Source organism: Bartonella sp. LJL80, assembly GCF_054871565.1.
Window position 1 is genome coordinate 74,563 of the sequence record NZ_JBTXLM010000010.1, and the last position, 25,084, is coordinate 99,646.

General features: G+C 48.5%; 20 protein-coding genes and 1 pseudogene. 11 read left to right on the forward strand and 10 right to left on the reverse strand.

What is annotated here, in order from left to right; translation table 11 throughout:
- The 9 genes from paaZ to ACYSNS_RS13360 all read left to right on the forward strand — a co-directional run bounded on the left by paaZ (position 1) and on the right by ACYSNS_RS13360 (position 8,531).
- Positions 1 to 2,019 (forward strand): phenylacetic acid degradation bifunctional protein PaaZ, encoded by a 2,019-nt coding sequence (paaZ, locus tag ACYSNS_RS13320; RefSeq protein WP_461723658.1) that lies wholly within the window; start codon positions 1 to 3, stop codon positions 2,017 to 2,019.
- A gap of 95 nt (positions 2,020 to 2,114) precedes the next feature.
- Positions 2,115 to 2,981 (forward strand): PaaX family transcriptional regulator C-terminal domain-containing protein, encoded by an 867-nt coding sequence (locus ACYSNS_RS13325; RefSeq protein ID WP_461723659.1) that lies wholly within the window; start codon positions 2,115 to 2,117, stop codon positions 2,979 to 2,981.
- A gap of 213 nt (positions 2,982 to 3,194) precedes the next feature.
- On the forward strand, positions 3,195 to 4,199 hold the full coding sequence (gene paaA, locus ACYSNS_RS13330; protein WP_461723660.1) for a 1,2-phenylacetyl-CoA epoxidase subunit PaaA: 1,005 nt from the start codon (positions 3,195 to 3,197) through the stop codon (positions 4,197 to 4,199).
- 36 nt (positions 4,200 to 4,235) lie between these two features.
- Positions 4,236 to 4,520, forward strand: a complete 285-nt coding sequence (gene paaB / locus ACYSNS_RS13335) for a 1,2-phenylacetyl-CoA epoxidase subunit PaaB (RefSeq protein ID WP_461723661.1) — start codon at positions 4,236 to 4,238, stop codon at positions 4,518 to 4,520.
- Positions 4,520 to 5,290, forward strand: a complete 771-nt coding sequence (gene paaC, locus ACYSNS_RS13340; protein ID WP_461723662.1) for a 1,2-phenylacetyl-CoA epoxidase subunit PaaC — start codon at positions 4,520 to 4,522, stop codon at positions 5,288 to 5,290. Before paaB ends, paaC begins: the two co-directional genes overlap by 1 nt.
- Positions 5,291 to 5,301: 11 nt before the next feature.
- The gene (gene paaD / locus ACYSNS_RS13345) at positions 5,302 to 5,823 is read left to right on the forward strand and encodes a 1,2-phenylacetyl-CoA epoxidase subunit PaaD (protein ID WP_461723681.1); all 522 of its coding nucleotides are present in this window, start codon (positions 5,302 to 5,304) and stop codon (positions 5,821 to 5,823) included.
- A gap of 22 nt (positions 5,824 to 5,845) precedes the next feature.
- Complete coding sequence (gene paaE / locus ACYSNS_RS13350; RefSeq protein ID WP_461723663.1) at positions 5,846 to 6,925, forward strand: 1,2-phenylacetyl-CoA epoxidase subunit PaaE; 1,080 nt, start codon at positions 5,846 to 5,848, stop codon at positions 6,923 to 6,925.
- Between the two features lie 12 nt (positions 6,926 to 6,937).
- A complete protein-coding gene (locus tag ACYSNS_RS13355; RefSeq protein ID WP_461723664.1) occupies positions 6,938 to 7,699 on the forward strand; it encodes a Phenylacetic acid catabolic protein in 762 nt (253 codons plus the stop codon).
- A gap of 241 nt (positions 7,700 to 7,940) precedes the next feature.
- On the forward strand, positions 7,941 to 8,531 hold the full coding sequence (locus ACYSNS_RS13360) for a TetR/AcrR family transcriptional regulator (protein ID WP_461723665.1): 591 nt from the start codon (positions 7,941 to 7,943) through the stop codon (positions 8,529 to 8,531).
- Here the strand turns inward: ACYSNS_RS13360 and ACYSNS_RS13365 are convergent.
- From ACYSNS_RS13365 to ACYSNS_RS13410, 10 genes are all read right to left on the reverse strand, one after another.
- Positions 8,526 to 9,692: an alpha-hydroxy acid oxidase gene (locus ACYSNS_RS13365; protein WP_461723666.1), complete on the reverse strand. Its 1,167-nt coding sequence runs from the start codon at positions 9,690 to 9,692 to the stop codon at positions 8,526 to 8,528. The genes ACYSNS_RS13360 and ACYSNS_RS13365 overlap by 6 nt on opposite strands.
- A 21-nt stretch (positions 9,693 to 9,713) precedes the next feature.
- Complete coding sequence (locus ACYSNS_RS13370) at positions 9,714 to 10,571, reverse strand: IclR family transcriptional regulator (RefSeq protein WP_461723667.1); 858 nt, start codon at positions 10,569 to 10,571, stop codon at positions 9,714 to 9,716.
- Between the two features lie 78 nt (positions 10,572 to 10,649).
- Positions 10,650 to 11,558 (reverse strand): 4-hydroxy-tetrahydrodipicolinate synthase, encoded by a 909-nt coding sequence (gene dapA, locus ACYSNS_RS13375; protein WP_461723668.1) that lies wholly within the window; start codon positions 11,556 to 11,558, stop codon positions 10,650 to 10,652.
- Between the two features lie 37 nt (positions 11,559 to 11,595).
- Positions 11,596 to 13,353 (reverse strand): ABC transporter permease subunit, encoded by a 1,758-nt coding sequence (locus ACYSNS_RS13380; RefSeq protein WP_461723669.1) that lies wholly within the window; start codon positions 13,351 to 13,353, stop codon positions 11,596 to 11,598.
- Positions 13,354 to 13,366: 13 nt separating this feature from the next.
- Positions 13,367 to 14,452 (reverse strand): ABC transporter ATP-binding protein, encoded by a 1,086-nt coding sequence (locus tag ACYSNS_RS13385; protein WP_461723670.1) that lies wholly within the window; start codon positions 14,450 to 14,452, stop codon positions 13,367 to 13,369.
- 141 nt (positions 14,453 to 14,593) lie between these two features.
- Positions 14,594 to 15,673, reverse strand: coding sequence for an ABC transporter substrate-binding protein (locus ACYSNS_RS13390; RefSeq protein ID WP_461723671.1), 1,080 nt, complete (start codon positions 15,671 to 15,673; stop codon positions 14,594 to 14,596).
- Positions 15,674 to 15,713: 40 nt separating this feature from the next.
- Positions 15,714 to 17,150, reverse strand: a complete 1,437-nt coding sequence (locus ACYSNS_RS13395; RefSeq protein WP_461723672.1) for an FAD-binding oxidoreductase — start codon at positions 17,148 to 17,150, stop codon at positions 15,714 to 15,716.
- 499 nt (positions 17,151 to 17,649) lie between these two features.
- Entirely contained in the window at positions 17,650 to 18,441 is a 792-nt protein-coding gene (attM, locus tag ACYSNS_RS13400; protein WP_461723673.1) for an AttM family quorum-quenching N-acyl homoserine lactonase, read from the reverse strand.
- Between the two features lie 20 nt (positions 18,442 to 18,461).
- Positions 18,462 to 19,616 (reverse strand): iron-containing alcohol dehydrogenase, encoded by a 1,155-nt coding sequence (locus ACYSNS_RS13405; protein WP_461723674.1) that lies wholly within the window; start codon positions 19,614 to 19,616, stop codon positions 18,462 to 18,464.
- A gap of 86 nt (positions 19,617 to 19,702) precedes the next feature.
- Complete coding sequence (locus ACYSNS_RS13410) at positions 19,703 to 21,154, reverse strand: NAD-dependent succinate-semialdehyde dehydrogenase (protein ID WP_461723675.1); 1,452 nt, start codon at positions 21,152 to 21,154, stop codon at positions 19,703 to 19,705.
- A 179-nt stretch (positions 21,155 to 21,333) separates the two neighbouring features.
- Here ACYSNS_RS13410 and ACYSNS_RS13415 point away from each other — a divergent pair, with 179 nt between their 5' ends.
- Together ACYSNS_RS13415 and ACYSNS_RS13420 are read left to right on the forward strand one after the other, a co-directional pair.
- Positions 21,334 to 22,065, forward strand: coding sequence for an IclR family transcriptional regulator (locus ACYSNS_RS13415; protein WP_461723676.1), 732 nt, complete (start codon positions 21,334 to 21,336; stop codon positions 22,063 to 22,065).
- A 976-nt stretch (positions 22,066 to 23,041) separates the two neighbouring features.
- A pseudogene (locus ACYSNS_RS13420) lies at positions 23,042 to 25,084 on the forward strand (hypothetical protein); the annotation flags it as partial.

Consider the following 25,084-nt stretch of genomic DNA (forward strand, 5'->3'; position numbering starts at 1 on the left):
ATGTCTTTAATATTAAAAAGCTACGTGAATGATGAATGGTTTGAACCGGCAACCGGTTTCAAAGATGTGCAAAGCGCGGTTGACGGATCTGTGGTGGCAAAGATCTCCAGCACGGGCATTGATTTCACAAAAGTTCTTGCCCATGCGAAACAGACCGGTGGGCCAAATCTGCGCAAAATGACATTTCACCAGCGCGCCGATATGATCAAAAAAATCGCGCTTCATCTCGATGCAAACAAGGACAAATTGTACGAATTGTCTTTTCAAACGGGTGCCACCAAGCGCGATAGCTGGCCCGATATTGATGGCGGTATTATTACACTTTTTGCCTATGCATCACGGGCGCGCAAGGAATTGCCCAGTGAAACCTTTATTGTCGAGGGCACGACTGAGCGCCTGTCTAAAAACCAGACATTCAGCGGCCAGCATATATTGACATCACGGGAAGGTGTGGCCGTGCATATCAACGCGTTTAACTTTCCCTGCTGGGGCATGTTGGAAAAACTGGCTCCAGCCTTGATCGCCGGCATGCCGGTTATCACCAAACCAGCAAGCGCTTCGGCCTACGTTGCGCAGGCAATGGTGGAACTTATTGTACAATCCGGTGCTCTGCCCGATGGCGCATTGCAACTGATTTGCGGCCCTACAGGCAATCTTCTTGATCAATTGGACGGACAGGATGTCGTGTCCTTTACCGGATCGGCATATACAGCCGAATTGCTACAGAGCAACCCTGTTATTGCACGCAATGCCGTGCGCTTTATTGCAGAACGCGATTCCCTTAATGCCGCAATCTTGGGTACGGATGCTGACAAGGACACGCCAGAATTTTCATTATTCATCAAAGAAGTAACCCGCGAAATGACGGCAAAAGCCGGACAAAAATGCACGGCCATTCGTCGCATTATAATACCGCGCATTTATCTTGCCGATGCCACCGCAGCGCTGCAATCACAATTGGCAAAATATATTCCGGCAGATCCTTCGTTGCCAGATACGCGTATGGGGCTTCTGGTTTCGACTGCGCAACGCGATGATGTGATAAAAGCCGTTCGTCGCCTACAAAAAGAAGCTGAGATCGTGTTCGGTTCGCTCGATATTACCGACAGCAAAAGTGCAGCCTTCGCGCCCATACTGCTAAGCTGCGACCATCCATTGCAGGCTAAAGCGATCCATGAAATCGAGGCCTTTGGGCCGGTTGCAACACTTATGCCCTATGATACAGCAGACGAAGCCGTTGAACTGGTTAAAAAAGGCCAAGGCAGCCTTGTGGCATCCATTTATACCTATGATGACGCATTCGCCGACAAGCTTGCTTTTGGTATCGCGCCCTATCATGGCCGACTTTATTTTCTAGACCGTGATGATGCTGCCGAGGCAACAGGCCATGGTTCTCCGTTGCCTGCCCTTGTGCATGGCGGCCCCGGACGTGCCGGCGGTGGTGAAGAAATGGGGGGCTTGCACGGCGTTTTCCATTATATGCAACGCACGGCCCTTCAGGCGTCTCCCAAACGTTTGACAAAGTTGTTGCATCGGTGGACCTATGGAAGTGAAATCCATGTAACAAATGAACATCCGTTCCGTCGAAACTTTAATGCGCTTCACATAGGCGATACAATTGAGACAGCCGCACGTACCATTACGTTGGCGGATATTGAACATTTCGCAGAATTTACCGGCGATAAGTTCTATGCCCATATGGATGAGGAAGCTGCTGCTGCCAATCCGTTCTTTCCCGGACGTGTGGCCCATGGCTATTTGTTGTTATCCTTTGCGGCCGGTCTTTTCGTCGAACCGGCACCCGGCCCGCTTTTAGCCAATTATGGCATAGAAAATCTTCGGTTTCTCAAACCCGTTTCACCCGGTGATGCGATCCATGTGCGCCTGACGGTGAAGGAAAAACGTGCAGCCCGCGGCCCCGAATATGGCGAAGTGCGCTGGGATGCGGAAATCTTCAATCAAAATGATGAGACCGTAGCCCGATACGATCTTTTGACGATGAGCGCACGCGATATTTGATTGAAGTCGATAAGGCTTATGGCGTGTCTATTTGACACGCCCGCACTGCCAACGTTATGAATTATGCGTATCTGCTTTTGACCAAGAAATTCATAATGTCGATCATCAATCCCGTTATCCGATCCCTTTTCGATCCATCGCCGAGATGTGCAAGATTTATCGTGACTATCTACGGCGATATTGTAGAGCCGCGCGGTGGTGTCTTATGGATGGGCAACCTCATTGACCTTTGCGCCATTGCAGGCCTGAACGAATCTCTTGTACGCACATCGGTATCGCGCCTGGTCAGTGCCGGACAACTCGTTGGCGAGCGCGACGGTCGGAAAAGCTACTATCGCCTTGCACCGGAAACCCGCAGTGAATATCGGGAAATGGCCCAGCGCATTTACCATTCCAAAGCGCCACCTACAGACTGGATGATCATCGCGCGCCGCGACGTCGAAACTGATGAATATCTAAAATCTCGCAAATTTGCCGTTATGAATCGCAATTTGCTTTTTGGCCCGAAAACCACCGAAACTTATCCTGATGCGTTGATTTTTGAGGCGAACGTCGTTCATGATCAAAATCGCTTACCAGACTTTGTTTCAACATTTTGGAACATTGAAGAGATCGCCACAAATTACCACGCTTTTGTCCAGAAATTTGCAGCATTGGACGAGATGATAATCGAGAATTTGACGGCGCTGGATTGCTTGATGGCGCGTCTGGCACTGGTTCATGACTATCGACATGCACTGGCGGAAGACCCCGACTTACCGCGCAATGCCCTGCCTGGTGATTGGCCGGCCGATGAAGCCCGTTCTCTTTTTGCCCGCCTTTATCTGAGTTTATCGGTTATTGCTGACAGTTACATTCCATCCAACCTTACCGGGGAAGCGGGCGCATTGGCGCGTTCCACAGAGCTAAGCGACCGGCGCAAAGCATCGCTGGAAAAAATAATTGACTGTAAGAACAATTAGTTATGTAAAAATATCTTTAAACATTACATCTTTTCTAAAAAATATCTTTTTTTGTGATCTTTCTTGTTGTATAATATGAACGATCGGTCAATGAATTGGAGGATATCGTTGTCTGACTTGGCGCTTCGCCTTTAAGCACGATTCCACCAAGACATATGGCCAACCTTATGATTGCCTTTTCGTGATTGTCACGAGAGCGCCGGAGGAACGTTCATGTATGCCCAGATGGTAAAAACTGACAGCAACAAGGTTAAATCGCTCGATGAAATGGATGCACAGGAACGCGCATTTCAGGAGCGTATCGACCGTAATGAAAAAATTGAACCGAAAGAGTGGATGCCGGAAAACTACCGTCGCACACTTATTCGACAGGTTGGCCAGCATGCCCATTCCGAAGTTGTGGGGCAATTGCCGGAAGGAAATTGGATCACCCGTGCGCCGACATTGGAACGTAAGGCCATTTTGCTTGCAAAGGTGCAGGATGAAGCCGGTCATGGCCTTTATCTTTACAGCGCTGCCGAAACGCTTGGCGTCTCGCGCGATGAGCTGATTGAACTTTTACATTCGGGCAAGATGAAATATTCTTCGATCTTCAACTATCCCACCCTGACATGGGCCGACATTGGTGCAGTGGGTTGGCTGGTGGATGGCGCCGCCATTATGAATCAGGTGCAATTGCAAAAGACATCCTATGGGCCATATAGCCGCGCGATGATCCGTATTTGCAAGGAAGAGAGTTTTCATCAGCGCCAAGGTTATGACATCATGATGAAAATGTGTGCTGGAACCAGTGCACAAAAGGCGATGGCGCAAGATGCGTTGAACCGTTTCTGGTATCCGTCTTTGATGATGTTCGGCCCCTCTGACAAAGATTCAGTCCACTCGGCACAATCCATGGCGTGGAAGATTAAAATCAATACCAATGACGATTTGCGCCAGCGCTTTGTAGATCAAACCGTCCCGCAAGCCGAATTCTTGGGGCTGACAATTCCCGATGAGAATCTGCACTGGAATGACGAAAAGGGTGGTTATGACTTTACCGATCCTGACTGGAGCGAATTCTTCGACGTGATTGCCGGTAACGGCCCTTGCAACCGTGAAAGGCTGAATGCGCGTGTGAAAGCTTGGGAAGACGGCGCATGGTACCGCGATGGCCTTCAGGCGCATGCTGAAAAAGAAGTCGACAGGCAAGCCGCAGCCCGCGTTGCTGCGGAATAAATCAACCGATACCACCTGTTTTTTGGGAGAATGGACATGTCACATCAATGGCCCTTATGGGAAATTTTCATCCGCGGGCAACATGGTTTGAACCACCGTCATGTCGGAAGTCTGCACGCACCTGATGCTGAACTGGCAATCAAGAATGCCCGTGATGTTTATACACGCCGCAATGAAGGTGTCAGTATCTGGGCGGTTAAATCAAGCGACATTGCAGCTTCGAGCCCTTCAGAAAAAGGGCCTTTGTTTGAGCCATCAAACTCGAAAGTCTACCGTCACCCGACATTTTTTGAAATTCCTGAAGAAGTGGGGAAGATGTAATGGCAAAATCGTCTCAAACCGATAGTGCTCTTGTCGAATTCCTGCTTCGTATGGGCGATAATACGTTGGTGCTTGGTCACCGCATTTCAGAATGGTGTGGGCATTCTCCAGTTCTGGAAGAGGATATCGCGCTTGCCAATCAGGCGCTTGATCTTATTGGGCAGACCCAATTCTGGCTGGGCTTGGCCGGTGAAGTCGAAGGTCGAGGCCGCACAGCCGATGCGTTGGCATTTTTGCGCGATGCCTGGGATTTCAGAAATGTTTTACTGGTCGAAAAAGACAATGGCGATTTCGGGCATACGATGATGCGACAGTTTCTTTTCGATGCATGGCACATTGAAATGCTGCGTGCCCTATTGCAATCGTCCGATCGCCGTGTGTCAGAGATTGCAGCGAAAGCCTTGAAAGAAGTTTCCTATCACCTTGAGAAGTCTGCCGATATCGTTGTCCGTCTCGGTGATGGGACGTCGGAAAGCCATCAACGCATGCAAAATGCATTGGATGAACTGTGGACATATACGGGCGAATTGTTTGTTGATGATGAAGTGGATGAAGCTGTTGTGGCAGCTGGTATCGCACCTTTGCCTTCCGGTTTGAAGAAAAAGTGGGATGCAACCGTACTTACCGTTTTAGAAGATGCGACCCTGACATTGCCACAGAATAGCTATGTGCATAAAGGCGGCAAAAAAGGTGTCCACACGGAATATTTGGGGCATATGCTGGCAGAAATGCAGTTTCTCCAACGCGCCTATCCTGGCTGTACCTGGTAAGTGGTGGGATGATGAGCATCACCGAGAAACCGACACAACAGCAGATTTGGACATGGCTTGATGCTGTGCCGGATCCTGAAATACCGGTTATATCGGTCACTGACCTAGGCATTGTACGCGAGGTTTCGTGGGTGGATGACACACTCATCGTCAAGGTTACACCGACTTACTCGGGATGCCCGGCAACATCCATCATCAATCTGGATATCGAAACGGCATTAAGGGCGCATGGCATCGACAATCTTCGGATTGAACGTCAATTGTCACCGCCTTGGACAAGCGACTGGATTAAACCGGAAGCACGCGAAAAATTGCGTGACTTCGGCATTGCCCCGCCAATCGTTGGCACAGCTGCCGATGGGCGACTTATCAAGCGGGTTGAGCGTCTACGTGGTGGTAATTTGACGATCGCTTGCCCACGTTGCGGCTCCACCAACACCGAAAAAATCAGCCAATCCGGCTCTACGCCATGCAAGGCGTCCTATCGATGCAAAGATTGTCTGGAACCCTTTGATTATTTTAAATGTATCTGATGATACGGGAGGTAAGCATTTCATGGCCCGTTTTTTCCCTCTGACTATAACCGACATCGTCCGTGAAACGCGCGACGCCGTCGCGATCACCTTGCAGCCCTCTACCAATGACAAGAATTCATTCGATTTCATTCAGGGGCAATATCTGACATTCCGTAAAGATTTCGATGGTGAGGAGATCCGTCGTTCCTACTCGATCTGCGCCGGCAAAGATGAAGGCATTTTGCGCGTAGGCATAAAACGCGTTGATGGTGGGCTTTTTTCCAATTGGGCAAATGATGACCTTAAAATTGGTGACACGCTGGACGCCATGCCACCTATGGGCAAATTCTACACGCCGATCGAACCTGATGCACACAAGCAATATATCGCCTTTGTCGCAGGCTCAGGAATTACGCCCGTTTTATCCATCATAAAAACTGTCCTCGCACGCGAACCTCTGGCACAATTCACGCTGATCTACGCCAACAAGCAGGCGAACTCCATTATGTTTCGCGAGGAGTTGGAAGATTTAAAAAATATCTATCTTGACCGCTTTTCTCTGGTTCATGTGTTGAAGGGCGAAGGGCAAGACATCGATCTTTTTGCTGGCCGTATCGATCATGATAAGCTGGAAAAACTGTGCGAAAGCTGGGTAGACCTGACATCAACCGATGTTGCCTATATTTGCGGCCCCGAACAGATGATGTTGACGGTTGCCGATTTTTTGCGAAATCATGGCATGAGCGACGGGCAAATCAAATTCGAACTATTTGCTTCGGCACCTCGGACGCAAAAAAACCATCAGGTCAAAACAACACTCAACCCAAATGCGTCAAACAGTACGGCCACGGTCACCGTCACCCTTGATGGCTCGACACACCACTTTGATATGCCAAAACAAGGCATCAACCTTTTGGATGCCGCCTTGGAAAATCAAATGGATGCGCCCTATGCCTGTAAAGCCGGTGTTTGCTCGACCTGCCGAGCAAAGGTGCTGGAAGGTGACGTTGAAATGGTTACCAACCACGCCTTGGAAGATTACGAAGTTGAGCAAGGATATGTCCTGACATGTCAATGCTATCCACTCAGCGACAAGGTTGTCGTCAGTTACGATCAATAGGAGGACAAGACCATGGCCGAAGACGATATGACGGTGGATGATTATCTGCAAAAAGGTGGTGTACTGTCCTCCCCTGCCAATGTGCCGCCGCGTTACCGGGCAGAGCTGTTGCGCTTGATGGCATCGTTTGTCGATAGCGAACTTGCTGCATCGGCTGGCTTTGCGTCTGTCATCAATACAGCACCAGGCATCAAACAGCGTATTAATGCCGCGCGTATTGTAATGGAAAAGGCGCATCATGCCGAAGCGGTATTGGCGTTGATGAGCGAATTTGGAGCCGATGCCGAACGTTACGCCAGCCATCATCCTTGGGATGAGCGCATCAAGCGTGAAGAAGATATTGGCACGGCTCGTATTAACAATCATGATATGCGTCTGTCTGTCTTCTATTATCCGTTGGAAGGCTGGATTGACGCCGTAGCAATGAACGCATTGATGGGCATCGCCTCATCTATCCAGCTGGAGGAACTTGCCAAAATATCTTACGCACCGCTTGCTGAAATTTTTCGCGCGCTCATTCCACAAGAAGATGCCCATACGAAAATGGGAATTTCCGAGCTACAACACACCGTCAAAAACTCGGATCATAAACTGAGCGTTGCAAAGTCAATTGCCTATTGGCTGCCAAGAGTGGAAGCCACATTCGGGCGTATGGACTCGCAACGTTTCGAGCGATTGAAAGCGTTTGGTCTGCGTCATGACAGCAACCAGCACATGTTGGACAGGTTTCGAAAAGAAGTTGGTGGGATCTTGCATACATACAACTTGGATTAGAATAGTTCCCGATTGATGTGAAACATCAATCGGATAAGATACCGCGACAAATTAAAAGCTTGAGACGCGCCGGCCGTATGCTATCTGGTCGAAAAGCGCACTAAAAACCTGATGTTGACTGAATTCAGCACGCTTATTTGCCGATTTACATCACGAAAAAGCTAATAAGCTTGCACTTGCGAAAGACTTGATCCAATACAAGGGGGACTTTTAAAAGGCTGATTCATAAGGAACAGTGTTCATGGCCCGGCCGCGTGCCCAAGATTACGAAGAAAAACAAACCGGTATTCTATCAGAAGCTGCCAAACTTTTCGCACGATACGGTTTCACCGGTTCGTCAATCAACATGATTGCTGAAGCCTGCGGCATGTCGAAGGCGCTTCTCTATCACTATTACCCCGACAAAGATTCCATCCTGTTTGCAGTATTACAGCAACATCTTGCTGAGCTTGTTGGCGCAGTTGAAGCTGCTGCTGCCGAAGCGAAAACACCAGAAGCGCGTGTTCTGGCCATTGCCAGCTCGCTATTGGATTCCTACAAAAATGCCGACGCTGAACATCAGGTTCAGATATCGAGCCTCAAGCTTTTACCACCTGACAAGCAAGCCACACTGGTGGAAATGGAAAGACGCCTTGTCGTGCTCTTATCCAATGCGCTAGCCGAGTGCTTGCCGCATTTGCACGAAAGCGCCAATCTTAAACCTTTAACCATGTCGATGTTTGGCATGTTGAACTGGCATTATCTCTGGTTTCGTGAAGACAAAGGTCTCAGCCGCGATGAATACGCCAAAATGGTCACGACTCTTATTTTAAGTGGTAGCAAGGATTTATAGAGCCGGCCGGCCGACAAAACGTGTCACATTCTTCAAGTCATTTATCGAAGCCCTGCCGAGCATGGTCATGGCTTTTTGCAATTCCACTGCCAAAATGGCAATCATGGCATCAGCTCCCTGTTCATCTGCGGCAGCCAATCCCCAAAGCGGTGCTCTGCCAATAAAAACAGCGTTGGCGCCATAAGACAGCAGTTTTAATACGTCACTGCCGCGGCGCACGCCGCTATCGGCAAACACCGCTATCTGACTGTTTAGAGTTTCAACGATCCGGCCCAGCACATCCAAAGGTGTGACAGCAATATCCAAATTCCTGCCACCATGCGCGGAAACCACAATGCCGTCTGCGCCGATTGCCTGTGCTTTTTCTGCATCGTTGACACTTAAAATCCCTTTGACGATGATCTCGCCGCGCCATTTCTTACGCAGCTCTGCCACATCGTCCCAATTCAACAGATTTTCCAGCTGCAAATCTGGTGATTGCACCGCCGATGTAACGTTATGGCGGAAGTCTTGCGGGTAATGCCCGTAAGATGGCATTCCTCCAGCACGCAGATATGGCAATAAAACGCGAAAGAACCAGTGAGGATGGGTTGCGACATCCATACCGGCCCGTATGGAAGGCCGGAATGGTATCGAAAAACCGTTCTTCAGATTATATTCGCGATTAGGCGAAACGGGTGTATCGGCCGTTATCACCAGCGTTGTAACGCCGCTTGCCCAAACACGATCCAACAACTGATCGGTCAATGCGCGGTTTTTCCAGACATAGAGCTGAAACCATAAATCTGCATCAGGTACCGCTGCCCTAATATGCTCCACTGGTGTGACCGATTGGGTAGATATCGTAAATGGTATCCTGGCCCGTGCTGCAGCGCGCGCCAGTTTTACTTCCCCGTCAAATGACACAAGTCCTGCCAATGCTGTAGGTGCTATCACCAAAGGCAGCGCGTGAGTTTTTTCGGCAAATGCAAAATCTGTTTGAACCGTTTCCAATCCGGTCAAAACTTCAGGAACGAAGCGCACATTATCAAGCGACTGACGCAGTTCTGTCAGAGCGATTTCATCTTCCGTCCCACGGTCGATATACTCAAAAAGAAGACGGGGAAGTTTCTTTCGTGCATAGGCTCGAAAATCATAAAAATTATGCAGCTTTGTCTTCATGTCCCTCCTCCCTGTCTTTAGCTATGGTTTTCTATTTAGGCCTGCCTGCGGCGCGTAGGAATTAAACTTGGAAAATGAAATGGATGTAGCCGCCACTTGTACATGTGGGGCCAGCTCTTCTTCTGCCCGCTCTATTGTCCAGCGTGTGGTAGGCACGGCAATGTTCAAGCCTGCTACCGCCACCCCGTGTTCATCCGTGATGGCAGCTGCAATGGAAATATCGCCCATAACCGTTTCATTCGTCACTATGGCATAACCTCGTTCAGCTGCCTGTTGCACGCGGTCGCGGATTTTTTGTGGATCGGTGACTGAAAACGGCGTCAATGCCTCAAGCCTAGTCTGCCCCAACACGGTATCGAGATCCTCTGAAGGACGGCGCGAAAGGATCGCCGTGCCGGTTGCTGTAAAGACGGCAGGCAACCGGCTGCCAACAGTGATATCGACATTTACCAGATGCTGCCCGGGGAAACGTGCGACAAACACCACTTCACTGCCGTCCAGTTCCTGCAGATTTGTCGTTTCGCCAATATCACGGCTGATGGCCAAAAGATAAGGCGCGGCTTTGTCAATCAATTCGTTTGAGCGCAGATAATCATATGAAAATTGCAGTATTTTGGGCGAAAGTGCATAATTACGCGTTTGATGCACTCGGCGCAAATAACCCAAGGTTTCCAGAGTATAGACGATGCGTTGGGCTGCGCTCCGATCCAAACCAGCGCGCTTTGCAATGTCGGATAAAGGCAAATGGCGCTGCGGCCCGTCAAAGGCATGCAGCACCCTGAATGTTTTTTCCGTAGACCCGATGAAAAGCGAAGAATCTTTCGGATCCTTCCCTTCCTTTTCCGGTTGCTTGTTTACATCTGCCGGGGGTCTGCCCATTCTGCCACTTCCACTGCCAATAATGTTGTTGCGCTTATAAAGACCCGCACGCCAATATGCAAAATCTTGCGAACGACACTATTTGCCCGAATACTCGAAACGTTCAAGCAATTCGCCATAAACTTTACGTAAAGAAGCGCGTAATGTCTCAGCAGGCTGCTCTAATGGCATAAGAACATGGGGAGCGTTTACGCCGACCATATCCAGTACCGACTTCATAGGACCCGGATTTGTTTCGGCAAATGCCAAATTCATCATCGGAATTAATGCCCGGTGAACCTTCAAAGCTTCATCAAGCTGCCCTTGTGAACACAGGTCAAACACTCTGCGCCATGCTTTGGGCAACATGGTTGCTGTCACCACAATGCCGCCGACCGCACCTGCCGCAATATGGAGAGGAAACAATGTGTCTTCACCGCTTAAAACCGCAAAATCCGGCCCTACACCTGCCATGATACGAAGGAAATGATACATATCCGTGTTACATGCCTTCATACCGATAATGTTTTCATGTCTTGATAGCTCATGCAAAACTTCCGGACTGATTGCTACGCGCGTTCGATAAGGAATTTCATAGATCAACACAGGAACAGGCGATGCATCGGCGTAACGCATGAAATAGTCACGAAGACCATTTTGTGTAGGATTGGTATAATAGGGCGTCAGAACAAGCAGAGCATCCGCGCCAGCGCTTGCCAGTTCCTTTCCTGATGCACAAGCATCATAGAAACCGGTATCAAGAACGCCGGCAATAACGGGCACCTTCTTGTCCATTGCCTGCGCGGTCAAATTGACAAAGCGCGCACGCTCTGTCCTTGACAAAGCACCATATTCACCGGTTCCGCCAAGCGGCAGGATACCATCTATGCCCTGTTTCGACAGCCATGAAAACATTGCGTTTGAGGCTTCAACATCCACGACATTGTCCGTGGTCACGGGTGTAGGAACGGCGGGGATGATGCCTTTAAGGCTTTTTGCGTTCAACATGATAATCAATAACCTTTCAAAAAATGTATAAGCTTGTTCAACGCTTCATGCTGCGTTGACGCAATTTATCGGCAACAAAGATCAGAATAGCGATAAAGACCAAAAGTCCGCTTGAGACCGCCGCAATAACCGGCGAAACGGATAGGGTGACTTCATCCCAGAACTGTTTTGGCAAAGTTGTTGTCACGCCGCCCGTCGAAAACAGAGCAATCGTCAATTCATCGAACGAGGTGGCAAAAGCAAATAGAAAAGACGAGAACATGCCCGCGCCCAAAATCGGGAATGTTATGCCTTTCAAGACCTTCCAGGGTCGCGCGCCCAAGCTTTGCGCTGCCAGATCCAGCCGCACATCATAGTTGCGCAGAACCGCCATCATCGTCATCACCACATAGGGGACCGCAACAACGGTATGTCCAAGAATAAGACCAAAAATTGTGCCGACCAAACCCAATTGGGCAAACACATAGAACAAGCCCACAGCGACAATGATACGCGGAACGATGACCGGAGAAAGGATGAAAGCCAGCATAAAAGCCTTCCCCCGCATCTGTGAACGCACCATCAGAAATGCTGCCGGTACGCCGATCAGCATTGATAGAATACCCGTTCCCAATGCGATCACCAATGAACGCCATATCGCCTGCATCCAAACGGGTGAATTCCATACAGCTTCATACCATTGCAACGTAAAGCCATTTGGCGGCCATGAAAGGTTTGCGGTACTAAAGGATAGCGGTATCATCAAAAACGCCGGTAGACTGATCACAACAAGCAAAAGCCATACAAAAAGACGCGTACCGAAGGCCGCCTGTTGCTTCTCACTTTGACGACGGGGAAAGAGCGACAAGACACGGTCGCATACGTCGCCGATCAAGGATAGCAAGCCATTACCAAAGCGGCGTAGCCATGAATCGCGCTGGGCGCTATTGGCAGAATTATCACCGGTCAAGCTTTCGAAACCGAATATACGGTCGTAAATGACGAAGATGATGATAACGACCAAGAGTAGAAAAACAGAAACCGCGCCTGCAAGCCCCCAATTCAGGGTCTGTTGTATCTGGTCGATAATCAATTGGGTAATCATCGTTTCACGGCGTCCGCCGAGAAGCGCAGGCACGATGAAGAAACCGATAGAGGTGACAAAAACCATGATGCTTGCGGCAGCAACACCGGGCATGGACAATGGGAAATAGACTGTCCAGAAGGCTTTTGCCGGTCGAGCACCCAAGGTGCCTGCGGCTCTCGGCAAGTTACGATCAATATTTTCCATGACTGACAGCATGGTCATCACAGCCAATGGCAACATGGCATGGACCATACCGATCAACACAGAATTGAGCCCGTAGAGAAGGTTGAGGGGTTGGTCGATAATGCCTGCCGACATCAAAGTGCTATTGAGCACACCGTTACGCCCCAATATGACAACCCATGCAAAGGCACGCACCAGAAAGCTTGTCCAAAAAGCAAGCAAAACCCAGAATATCAACCGACCCTTCGACTTCTCGCTTGCCGTCGATATGACATAAGCTACGGGATAACCAAGCAGTACCGCAAAAAACGTCGTCAAAAACGAGATTTTCAACGTCAGCCACATAACATTAAGATAAAGCGAGGAAGCAAAGAGCTGTTTATAAGGAAGAAGAGACCAACCATCCTTGCCCCAGACACTGAGGAACAGAAGCTGCGCTACCGGATAAACCAGAAAAGCAACCAAAAGGAGCACAATGGGAGCGCCCATGAGCATGGGTTTGCGCCAACGCGGTGATGGTTTTGAGGAAGCAGATGCATGTGCCATTCGTTTCCCTCCATCAAGCCGGTATGACAACGGCATCACGACCGCGCCAGGAGAGGTTGAGCACATCGCCAGCCTTGTAATGCGCGGCGTCGTTGCGCGTCGGGAATGATGCAACAAGTTGTGCTTGCCCATCTGCGATTGGATCGAAGTATATTTTCGTCAAACTGCCGGTCACCATAACATCGTGGACACAGGCTTTGATTGTATCCGCGCCCGCTTCGTCGGAAATAACGATATTTTGCGGTCGTATCATGATCTGGACATTTTGCTGATTTTCCACATCAACATCATTGCGCATGGCTTTGATTGTTGCGCCCGAGCTCGGAACCTTCAGTGTAATCTCTTCGTCACTATCGGAGATGACATCAGCCGAAATAATGTTGGATTCACCCAGAAATTCGGCAACAAATAAAGACCGTGGGCGAAAATATAAATCGGCCGGTGAGCCGAGCTGCGCTATCTGTCCGGTATTCATGAGGCAGATGCGATCAGACATCGTCATCGCTTCTTCCTGATCATGGGTAACGTAGATAATCGTGGTGCCGAGATCGCGATGCAATTGCTTGATCTCGATCTGCATATGTTCCCGCAGATTTTTGTCCAACGCACCAAGCGGCTCATCCATCAAGATGATTGATGGACGATAGACCATGCAACGCGCCAAGGCGATACGCTGTTGTTGACCGCCCGATAGCTCTTTGGGGTAACGTTTGGCCACATGCGGCAACCGCACCATATCCAACGCTTCCTGCGCCAGTCGCAATGCTTCACTGCTTGCGACTTTGCGCATGCGCAGCGGAAAGGCGATATTTTCTAAAATTGTCATATGTGGGAAAAGCGCATAATTTTGAAACACAACACCAAAGTCACGTTCATGTGGCGGACGATAGGTCATATCGCGTTCTCCTACCACAACAGATCCCGCATCTGGACGGGCCAAGCCGGATATAAGATTAAGCAATGTGGTTTTGCCTGATCCCGACGGCCCCAAAAGCGTAAGAAACTCACCCTCTGGTACAAACAGGTCGGTTGGTGCCAGCGCGACAAACTCGCCATAGCGCTTTTCAAGTTGTTTGACTGTCAAACTGAATGAAGACATGCCGTGTTCCTCTTATTGTTTTTTGCGAGATTTTCGTTTGAGCGGAAATGGCAGAGGGCAAAAGCCACGCACCATAGGAGTGGCCTAAACCGATCACCATTTATGTTGGGGAAAAGGTTACCCTCCCCCCCCCCGCCATTATCAGCTCAAAAGCCATTGATTATATTGTTCAATTACCTTGGCTTGATTATCGCGCCAATAAGCCGCATTGATCTGCAATCCCTTTTCGCTATTGGCCGGGAAGCTCGGTGAATTCTTTGCAATTTCAGGCTTGATGAAATTGAACGCATCAACCTGCGCAACGCCGGCTGGAAAGAATTTCATCAAGCCTGCATTGCGCTCGGCATCGGAGGCAAAAATGATAAATTCGCGGCACATGTCTGCGTTTGGTGTTCCTTCCAATATGGCCCAATTATCCACGCCCCAGATATTCTGTTCCCAAACAACACCGATATCGGTGCCGGCGGCCATCGCCGAGTGGGCGCGCGAAACCCAAGTCGGCACCATATCGACCTCACCCGATTGCAACATTTGTTCCACTTGGGCACCGCTTGTCCAGAAAACGTCGATATCCTGCTTGATCTGGTCGAGCTTCTTAAACGCTCTGTCGATATCGCAAGGATAAATATCGGCGCTGGCCACACCATCGGCAAAAAGTGCTTCTTCGATGGTATCGAAAGGATGGCGGCGCAATGCACGACGACCTTCAAATCTATCCGTATCAAAAAAGTCCTTCCAAGCGGAAGGTACGGTTTTACCTTTAAACGCTTCGTTCCGATAGGCCAGAATGGTCGCATAAATATTATTTCCAACGCCCCATTCACTCATATATTTTTGCGGGATCGTGGCAATCGTCGGATTGCTTTCCAAATTATGCTTTTGCAGATATTTTTTGTCTCCGCTTGTCAGCATCAAGATTGTCGGCTGGGAAATCTTTGCCATATCCCAAGTGTAGCTTCCCGCCTCAACCATTGAACGGATTTGGGCAGCAGGTTCGGCATTGGCAGGAACACTGATAACCTCAATACCGGTTTTTTCTGTAAAAGGACGATAAAACACCGCACTATAGGCAAGGTTATAGATACCACCATCATCGCGGATCGTAATCCGCTTTTTCCCTTGCGCCTGCGATGGGCTCCATATTGCGGGCATAGCCAAGGCCCCCATCGTCAAGGTTGCGGTCTTCAATAATTTTCTTCGTGAAATTTGGTTCTTCATCATGCTCTCCTCATCATGTTTAGATTTTATTGCAATGTCGGTCTCAACCTTGATCTGCAGGCAATAATTTGCCGGGATTGAGCAAATTCTTCTCGTCAAAAACGGACTTTATTGCATGCATCAACCTTAGCTCTACCGGCGACTTGTAATGGGCCATTTCGGGCAATGAAACACGTCCGACACCATGTTCGGCACTGAACGTTCCATGCAGGTGCATCGCCGCATCGTCCACAGCACGACGTAGTCGAACAGCCAGAGCATCTCTATCCGCGCAATCCTTCCAATATTCGAATGATAAAAGTGGAATAAAATGGATATTGCCATCGCCGAGATGACCGACAACAATGATGGGCAAATCGGCAATAATCGCGTGAACATTTGCGGTCGCTTGGCGAATAAAGTCCGGGATAGCTGAAAGCGGTACCGCACAGTCGGTTGTCAAGCCAATACCAGCCTTTTTATTGGCTTCGGATACGCTATGCCGCACTTCCCAAAAGGTCAAACGCTGCGTTTCGTTTTGCGCGATAACAGCATCCTCTATCAAACCCGCTTCGAACGCTTTTTCTAGTACGGTTTGCAACGCAGCATCCAGCGCTTGCGGTGCGCCATTATCGGATAATTCAAGCAAGAGTTGCCACTCGAAGGCGGTCTCTAACGGCGCACGCCTATCATGCACATGCTCGACCACCAGGTCGACTTGCAGTTGGTTGAGAAGTTCAAAAGCTGATAGCCGCGAGCCGCATTCTTCCTGCACAAGTGGCAAGAGCTGCAATGCTGCATCAAGCGATGTCAGCCCGACCCATGCCATGGCATGATTTTTTGATAGGGGATGCAGCTTTAAAACAGCAGCAGTGATGATGCCTAAGGTACCTTCTGAGCCGATAAAAAGCTGTTTAAGATCATAGCCGGTATTGTTTTTACGCAACCGATTAAGCCCGCTCCATATGCTGCCATCGGCAAGCACAACTTCCAATCCCAGAACGTTTTCACGTGTATTGCCGTAACGCAGAACGGATGTCCCACCGGCATTTGTGGCTATCGTACCGCCAATCTGGCACGAACCTTCCGCACCCAAACTGACAGGATAGAAGCGGTCGTGTTTCAGCGCAGCCGCATGGATGTTAGATAAAATGCATCCGGCATCAACATCCATCGTGTTGGTCACAATGTCGATATGGCGAATGCTGTTCATACGGTCAAGATTAAGGATAACTGGTACCTGTCCTTGCGCATCAGGAACCGCACCGCCACATAGGCTGGTATTGCCGCCCTGCGGAATAACCGGAATATCATGCTCGAAACAATAGCGCATCGCCTTGGAAACTGCCTGCGTCGTATCAGGTCGCAATAGGCACAATGCTTCCCCACGGTAACGGCCGCGCCAATCTTCGGTCGCAGATTGTAGTGCGATTTCGTCTGTTGATACGGCTTTCTCACCCAATAGCTGAACGAGCGCCCCAATATGCTCTTTATTCCCCATTTTAATCTCATTACGATTGGATTAACTTTAATAAGAATACAATAATCGAAATGAATATTAATGCAAATGAATCTTGCATCTATCTATGAGGATTTTTTTGGAACGAGGCACCGTGGAATTTAAAATATGCGCGTTGCTTGATTTTGTCATACCGCGAATACATTCTCGGCGTTGCTAGATTAAGCTTAAGACATGTTAGAGTATGGTACGCTTTCCAATGCCCATGTGATTTGGGATCAATGTAACACGGTAAATACTGCTAAAAAATCATTACTCTTGCAACGCATTTCGTTTACCAGCGTCAAGGCTCGCGCGACAGCGGTTGCAATATGGGTATGAGCAGGAAAATACCTCTCAATGCGCTAACTGACTGTCCCTGCTTTTCATCATAAAAAGAAATGCCGATATGCGAAGGGTGCATATCAGCATTCCATTCTTTTACAAGGCGTTATGAAAGCTCACGTCGCATCTGGTCAAATCAGACCAGCGCATGAGAGAATTAATCATAGAATTCCGGTGCTTTTTTGAATGCCTTCCAGCCATCAGGATCATGACCCGTTACTACCATTGCCCCGGTTTTATCTGCAAGCATGCGTAATTTTTGAACCGAACGCACACTGTCCACCGCAGAAGCCAAGAAACCCGGCAATGCTTTTTCTTCCCAATGATCGGTTGTATACGCAGCATCGACAGCCAGAATAATCGGTCCATTATTTGGAAGATTGACGAGAAATGATTGATGACCCGGCGAATGACCGGGTGTAAAAACTGTCGTCAGCGTGCCATCACCATAGATATCATAATAATCATCTGCTTCTGCATTTAGGAATTGCCATTTCAAATTCGGACGGTCAAAATCCTTATTGATGTAGCCGCCATCAGCAAACCAATCGGGCGCATGTGCATATTCATATTCACGGCGTTGCACAATGTGTGTGGCATTCGGAAAACGCCCCACCGCGCCTGTGTGATCAAGATGAAGATGGGACTGAACGACATAGCGGATTGACTCCGGCTCTACACCCAGACGCTTCAACTGATCGACACAGCCATCTTTTGGGTCTAGAACGGGCCAATAGACATCACAAATGCCTTCCCAATATCCACGCGGATCAGTTGCAACCTCCACAGCGTTTCCACCATCAATAATGATGTTGCCCTTCGGGTGGGTTATCAAATAGAATGGTACTGGAATTTCATAATCGGTATTGGCTCCCGCATTCATCTTGATATTATGCAATTTACACTTCAAGCTGCCTGATTGCAGCATATAGAGCTTTATATCACTCATTTCTCTCTCCCCAATGTTTCTTAGAATGCTTGACGATATAGTTCCAGAGCATCCGCATCTGTTACCTCAACCGGATTATTCACCAGTAAACGGGTTTGCTTCATGGCATCCGATGCCAACAACGCCAAACTATTATCGGTGACACCCACATCTTTGAGATGACGTGGCGCACCGGTTTCCGTCATCAGTTCATCCATGAAATTCACAAAAGCTTCCGAACGTTTTTCAACGCTCCCCGTAACACCTGTACCAACGACATCACCAAGTTCAGCGTATAATGAAGCGGCTCCCCGCATATTGAATCGCAAAACGGGGCCGAGCATGAGTGCATTTGAAAGACCGTGAGCAATATGATAATGGCCACCTAACGGATAAGCGAGTGCATGGACGGCCGCTACAGGTGAGTTGGCAAAAGCCTGTCCTGCCAGATTCGCGCCGAGCAACATGGCCTCTCGTGCATGTCTATTATGACCGTTCTTGCAAGCTTCAACAATATTGGCTGACAAAAGCCGCAACGCTTCACGTGCAAAGACATCGGACAACGGATTCTTTTTCACTCTGCTTGTATAGGCCTCAATAGCGTGAACCATCGCATCAATACCGGTCGCAGCGGTGTGGATGGCCGGCAGGCCTATCGTCAATTCAGCATCCAGGACCGCTTTATCGGCATATAGCTGAGATGAAACAACACCCATCTTTGTGGTTTCGCCCGTAGTCAAGATAGTAATATTGGTAGCTTCAGAACCGGTTCCCGCTGTCGTCGGAATTTGTATCAACGGCAGCCGCCTGCCTTTAACCTTGCCAATGCCATAGAGTTCTTGCAGATTTTGCTGAGATATGACTAGCACAGCGGAAAGCTTAGCCACGTCCATTGATGAACCACCACCAATTCCCACGACGATGTCGACCCCTGCAGCTTTTGCTTGCTCGACACAATCCATAACAATTTTTTCCGGGGGGTCGGCCACAACCTGATCAAATATCGTGACATTGAAACCGGCAGCCGCCAGCGACGCCTTCGCTGGCTCTAAGACACCCGCCGAATGCAACCCTTTGTCGGTGACGAGAAGCAAATTGCGCTCCTCATACCAACCAGCAATCAGCTCTCCCAAACGTCGCACACCACCCCATTCAACATTAATGGATGGTACAGCGTCAAAAACAAATCCCTGCATGCCAATATCTCCTCATTAAGCATATCTGATCCATATCAATGGACAGTTTCATATACATATAAGCGGGCGAAGTTGATCATCCGCAATTAAAGCGTAGAAACAGCACTACAGAGATATTTGATTTCCAAATATTCTTCGATGCCATATTTCGAACCCTCACGTCCCAAACCTGACTGTTTGACACCACCAAAAGGTGCCACTTCGTTTGAAATCAAACCGGTATTATGTCCAACCATACCGTATTCCAGTGCTTCACTGACGCGGATAGCACGGTCGAAGTCACGCGTATAAAAATATGATGCCAAGCCGAATATCGTGTCATTGGCCATCGCAACGGCCTCTTCCTCTGTATCGAATTGGAATAATGGTGCAACCGGACCAAAAGTTTCTTCCTGCGCAAACCTCATTGACGAGGTAATGCCCGTCATGATTGTCGGCTCAAAGAAAAGCCCGCCAAGCCTTTTTCCACCAAACATGATTTTACCGCCTTTTGCCAAGGCATCTTCAATGTGCTCTTCAATCTTGATCAAAGCTTTCTCTTCAATCATCGGCCCGATTTGTACTCCCGCTTCGGTACCATTCCCGACTTTCAAAGCCTGTACGGCAGTTTTTAACTTCTCGGCAAATGCATCATAGACGCCCGACTGTACCAATATGCGGTTTGCGCATACACATGTTTGGCCAGCATTACGATATTTGGATGCCATCGCCCCTTCTACGGCGGCATCAAGATCAGCATCATCAAACACGATAAAGGGCGCATTGCCCCCAAGCTCAAGTGATATGCGTTTAATCGAATCTGCACATTGCGACATAAGCTGACGCCCAACTTCCGTCGATCCGGTAAATGATAATTTTCGCACCACTTTACTGTCAGTCAGGATCTTGCCGATCTCGCGAGCTTTGCCGGTAATGATCTGCAAGACGCCTTTCGGAATCCCCGCACGCTGAGCGAGCTCTCCCAGCGCAAGCGCAGTAAGAGGTGTAAGGTCGGCTGGTCGTACGATCATTGTACAGCCTGCCGCCAATGCAGGCGCTGCCTTGCGCGTTATCATGGCCGCCGGAAAGTTCCACGGAGTTATCGCAGCGGTTACACCCACGGGTTGCTTGATAACAGTAATACGCTTATCGGCCTGCGGTGCGGGAATGGTATCGCCATAAATACGTTTGGCTTCTTCAGCATACCATTCGACGAATGAGGCAGCATAGAGAATTTCACCACGTGCTTCAGCAAGCGGCTTACCCTGTTCTGTCGTCATAATCATTGCCAGATCATCAGCATTTTCAACCATAAGATCAAACCATCTGCGCAAGATAACGGAGCGTTGTAGCGCCGCAAGGCTGCGCCATTTGATCAACGCGCTTTGTGATGCGTCGATAGCTCCTTTGACCTGTTCTTCCGTCAGCACCGGAACCTGCCCTACCAAACTGCCATCAAACGGGTTGCGTACTGCGATGGTCTCGCCATCATCTGACGCATGCCACCCACCATCAATCAAACAGCGGTTCCTCAAAAGGCTATTGTCTTTTAAGCGCATTACTGAATCCTCCTCGAGAAACGTTCCGTATAATGAACAATGTTCTGTATATTGATTATTTCGCACAAAGTTTGAGGTGTCAAGATTTAAAGATTTTGCTATAGGCTTTTGAGATAGAAACCGAAAAGGTAGCCATGTCGGAAGTTTATAAAACTAGTTCTGTTCCAGCCGTCGCAAAAATGATCAAACTACTGGACCATATCGCAGCTACAGAAGATGGGGCAACTGTATCGCAGCTATCGCGCGATCTCGGCATGGCCAAAAGCAGTGTTCATGCGCTTTGCCATACGCTGCTGCAAGAAAACCTCCTGACAAGCTCTGATACCGGACGGTACATAATGGGGCCGCATGCAATACGTTGGAGCAACGCCTATCTTAAAAATAATCGTCTGGCTGATGGATTCCGCCAAATTATCCGCAATATGCCCGAACTAGACAATTACACTCTAACATTATCATTGCGGGAAGGTGCAGATGTTGTCTATATTGATACACGCAACTCTCTGTCACCTCTTGGCGTCACATTTCGCATCGGGATGCGTATAGCGGCGGTTTTTTCTGCCACAGGTAAGGCGATTTTATCCCGTCTGCCTGAAGAAACGCTGAAACAAATTACGTCTGAACCCTTGCCGGAACCAATGACCCAATACAGCATACAAACTGTAGCAGCGCTCAAGCGGGAACTCGATAAAGTGCGAACACAAGGATATTCGCTGGATAATGGGCAAATTCATCCGGAAATGATATGCGTCGGCGCGCCGATATTAAACAGAGACGGTTATGCATCAGCAGGTATAGCGCTTTCAATGCCAAGATCGCTCGCAACCGACATGCTGATTGCAGAACTAGGCCCCAAAGTCGCCCATATTGCCGACCAGTTAACTGAACGTTTCAGCAGGATTCTTGATTAAATTAGTATTACATTACAACAAAACGTACAATCATTACGTTCAATGACAATGCTATCCCGCCCTCTTAAACCCTGCGATATATTTTAGCGTCTATCAGATTTGTAATGCCCGAAACATCGCCGGCAAAGCTAAAAAACAAGAGTGCTAAAAAGTCTATCTTACCTATAGATTTTGAGCATTGCGCATCAGAGTACGAATAGACGCCCCGACACCGCATCCTTGTTGCCGGTCACCCCTTAAACATGTTTTTGAAATTTGATTTTCCGTCGAAAGAATTTTTAGAACAAAATTATCATGGTTTTTTCGCAATTTAGCATTATATTTTTATATAGAGCTACTCATTAGAAAATTAAAATCATAATTTTAATTTATGTATCAAATTGATACATTTAGACACATTTAATGTCAAAAGATGTATTTTCAAAAGCTTTCTTAAGTATTGAAGAATCTCTCGAAATATGGTAGATACCCTCCCCTTGCAGTCAAGTTAGCGGAATTTTGCGACAAAAATTGTCGTTTTCAATTGTTTTTCGTGGGCTATGATTAGAATGAACGCTTCATTTGGCTGCTCGGCGCTCATCCATTGTTGAAATACGGTCTCATTCCGTTTTCACTATGGCTTTAGCGTTTTACATACATTCACACTGTATTAAAATACAGTACTTATGTTTAATCATCAGTTGGCGATAAACGCGGGTAATTGTCTGACTTTAACTTAAGAACTACTGAAGATATGGATTGATATTGTTTATTATGTGTATTCATTTCGTTTTTTACCCAGAATAAATAAGCAATCCCTTCACGTATTTGTCTCAATTCCTCATAGTTTGTGGGTCTACAAATGTTTAAATGCCGATTAACCTCAGCGCAAAAGTGCTGTGGATCTAGCGCTTCACACTCAACGCGCATCACAGTTAACAAGACTGCCTCCATACGCTCTGCTTTCATCTTGATCCTCTCAAGTTCAGCAGCGTTTATGGTATCCGCACCAATGAGTGCATATGCTGGCACGATCTTAAGCGGCGGATCGACAGGCGGGTCTAACGGTGGCGGCGGAACAGGCGCCACAACAGGTGACCTTGGACAATCGTACGTCGGCTCAAGTGGTTTAGGCACTGCAATTACTGGAGACAATGACTGTGTTAGTTTGTCAAATAGTCGGGTGGTACAAAATGTAGATAACTTATCTTGGTTATTATCATTGACGGCGCAAACTTCGACGCCTCCAACGCTATATCCATCAGGTACTATCAATGGAACCACTGTTGCCTATGTTAACGCAAATGCAAATTGGAATAACGGCGGAAATGCAGTGCCAAACTTCGCAACAAGCGAGAACAACGGTAAAACCGTTGCTTGGGGTGTAAACTCAAACGCTTTTGGTTGCGGCAACAGATCTCTCGGTGCAGGTTCATCGACCATGGGCATGAACAACTACGCGCAATTAACCGGTAGTACGGCGATCGGCGTAGGCAACAATGCACGCGGTGCTGGTGCAACAGCAATGGGTATATACAACACTGCAAATGGTACAGGCAGTATCGCAATGGGTATAGGCTCTCAAGCGATGGGAACTGGTTCTGTTGCAATGGGATATGGCGGCGACGGTACTGCAACGAAAGCGACAATCGCATCTGGCCAATATGCTGTTGCCATTGGCGGTAATGCAACGGCTGGCGCAAGCGCGACAAATACCAACAGCATTGCACTGGGGGGACAATCCGTATCGCAAGGTGTTTCATCAATCGCTATTGGTACAGATTCTTCAGCCACTGGCGATTCCTCGATTGCGATTGGCGTTGGCAACCGAGTAAGTGGTAAACAGTCCGGCGCGATAGGCGATCCCACAACGATTACGGGTGATGGTTCCTATTCCCTTGGTAATGACAACACAATCAATGCGAACAATGCCGGTGCATTCGGCAATAGCAATACGATTTCCGCAACTGCAACCGCAAGCAGGATCATCGGTAATTCTGGTAGCATAACCGCAGCAGATGGCTTCATATTGGGCAATTCCGCGAGCGTTTCTGCCGCAGGCGGTATCGCTCTTGGCACGAATTCTGTTGCGTCGGTTGCCTCTGGCATTGCTGGATATGACCCGTTGTCAAATGCGGCATCAACGACCGCAAGTGGCGCATGGGCCAGTTCGCAAGGTGCTGTCAGCATTGGCAATGGTTCGTCAGTATCGCGCCAACTGACAGGACTGGCAGCGGGTACATCGGATACGGATGCCGTGAATGTTGCTCAGCTTAAACAACTTCGTGAATTTGCTTCCCAAGGTTGGAGTCTTTCTGCTGGTGGTAAAAACGCGACTGGTGTTGGGGCTGGTGAATCCGTTGATTTCAAAGTGGGTAGCAGTAATCTGACGGTTTCTAAAGATGCGGACAGCAATGATATCACTTTTGATTTAGCGAAAACTATATCTGTCGATAAAGTTACAGCTGGAGATTCTGTTTTGGATACCAACGGCCTTACCATTACAGGTGGGCCGAGTATTACCAAAACCGGCATAGACGCAGACGATAAGAAAGTTACTTCTGTAGCTTCGGGAACTTTATCTGCTGATTCTACCGATGCTGTTAACGGCTCTCAGCTGTTTGATACGAATACAACCGTATCTACACTATCGACACGGGTGACATCAGTTGCCACCAACACCTCGACCTATCTGGGCGGCGGTGCGGATGTTGCTGCCGGAACGGCACCCACATACACAATTCAAGGAACGGACTACAACAATGTCGGTTCTGCTTTGGGCGGCGTCAATACATCGCTGACCAGCCTTAACACGTCCGTAACCGGATTAAATAACAACGCTCTTTTGTGGGACACGACTGCAGGAGCTTTTAGTGCAAAGCACGGTACAGATACAAAGACAAACAGCAAGATTACCGATGTAGCTGCAGGCACTCTGTCCGATACTTCAACCGATGTTGTTAATGGTTCACAGCTTTATTCAACCAATACAAAGGTCGACAATCTGAGTGATCGGGCAGTCACCTATGACGGTGCTGTT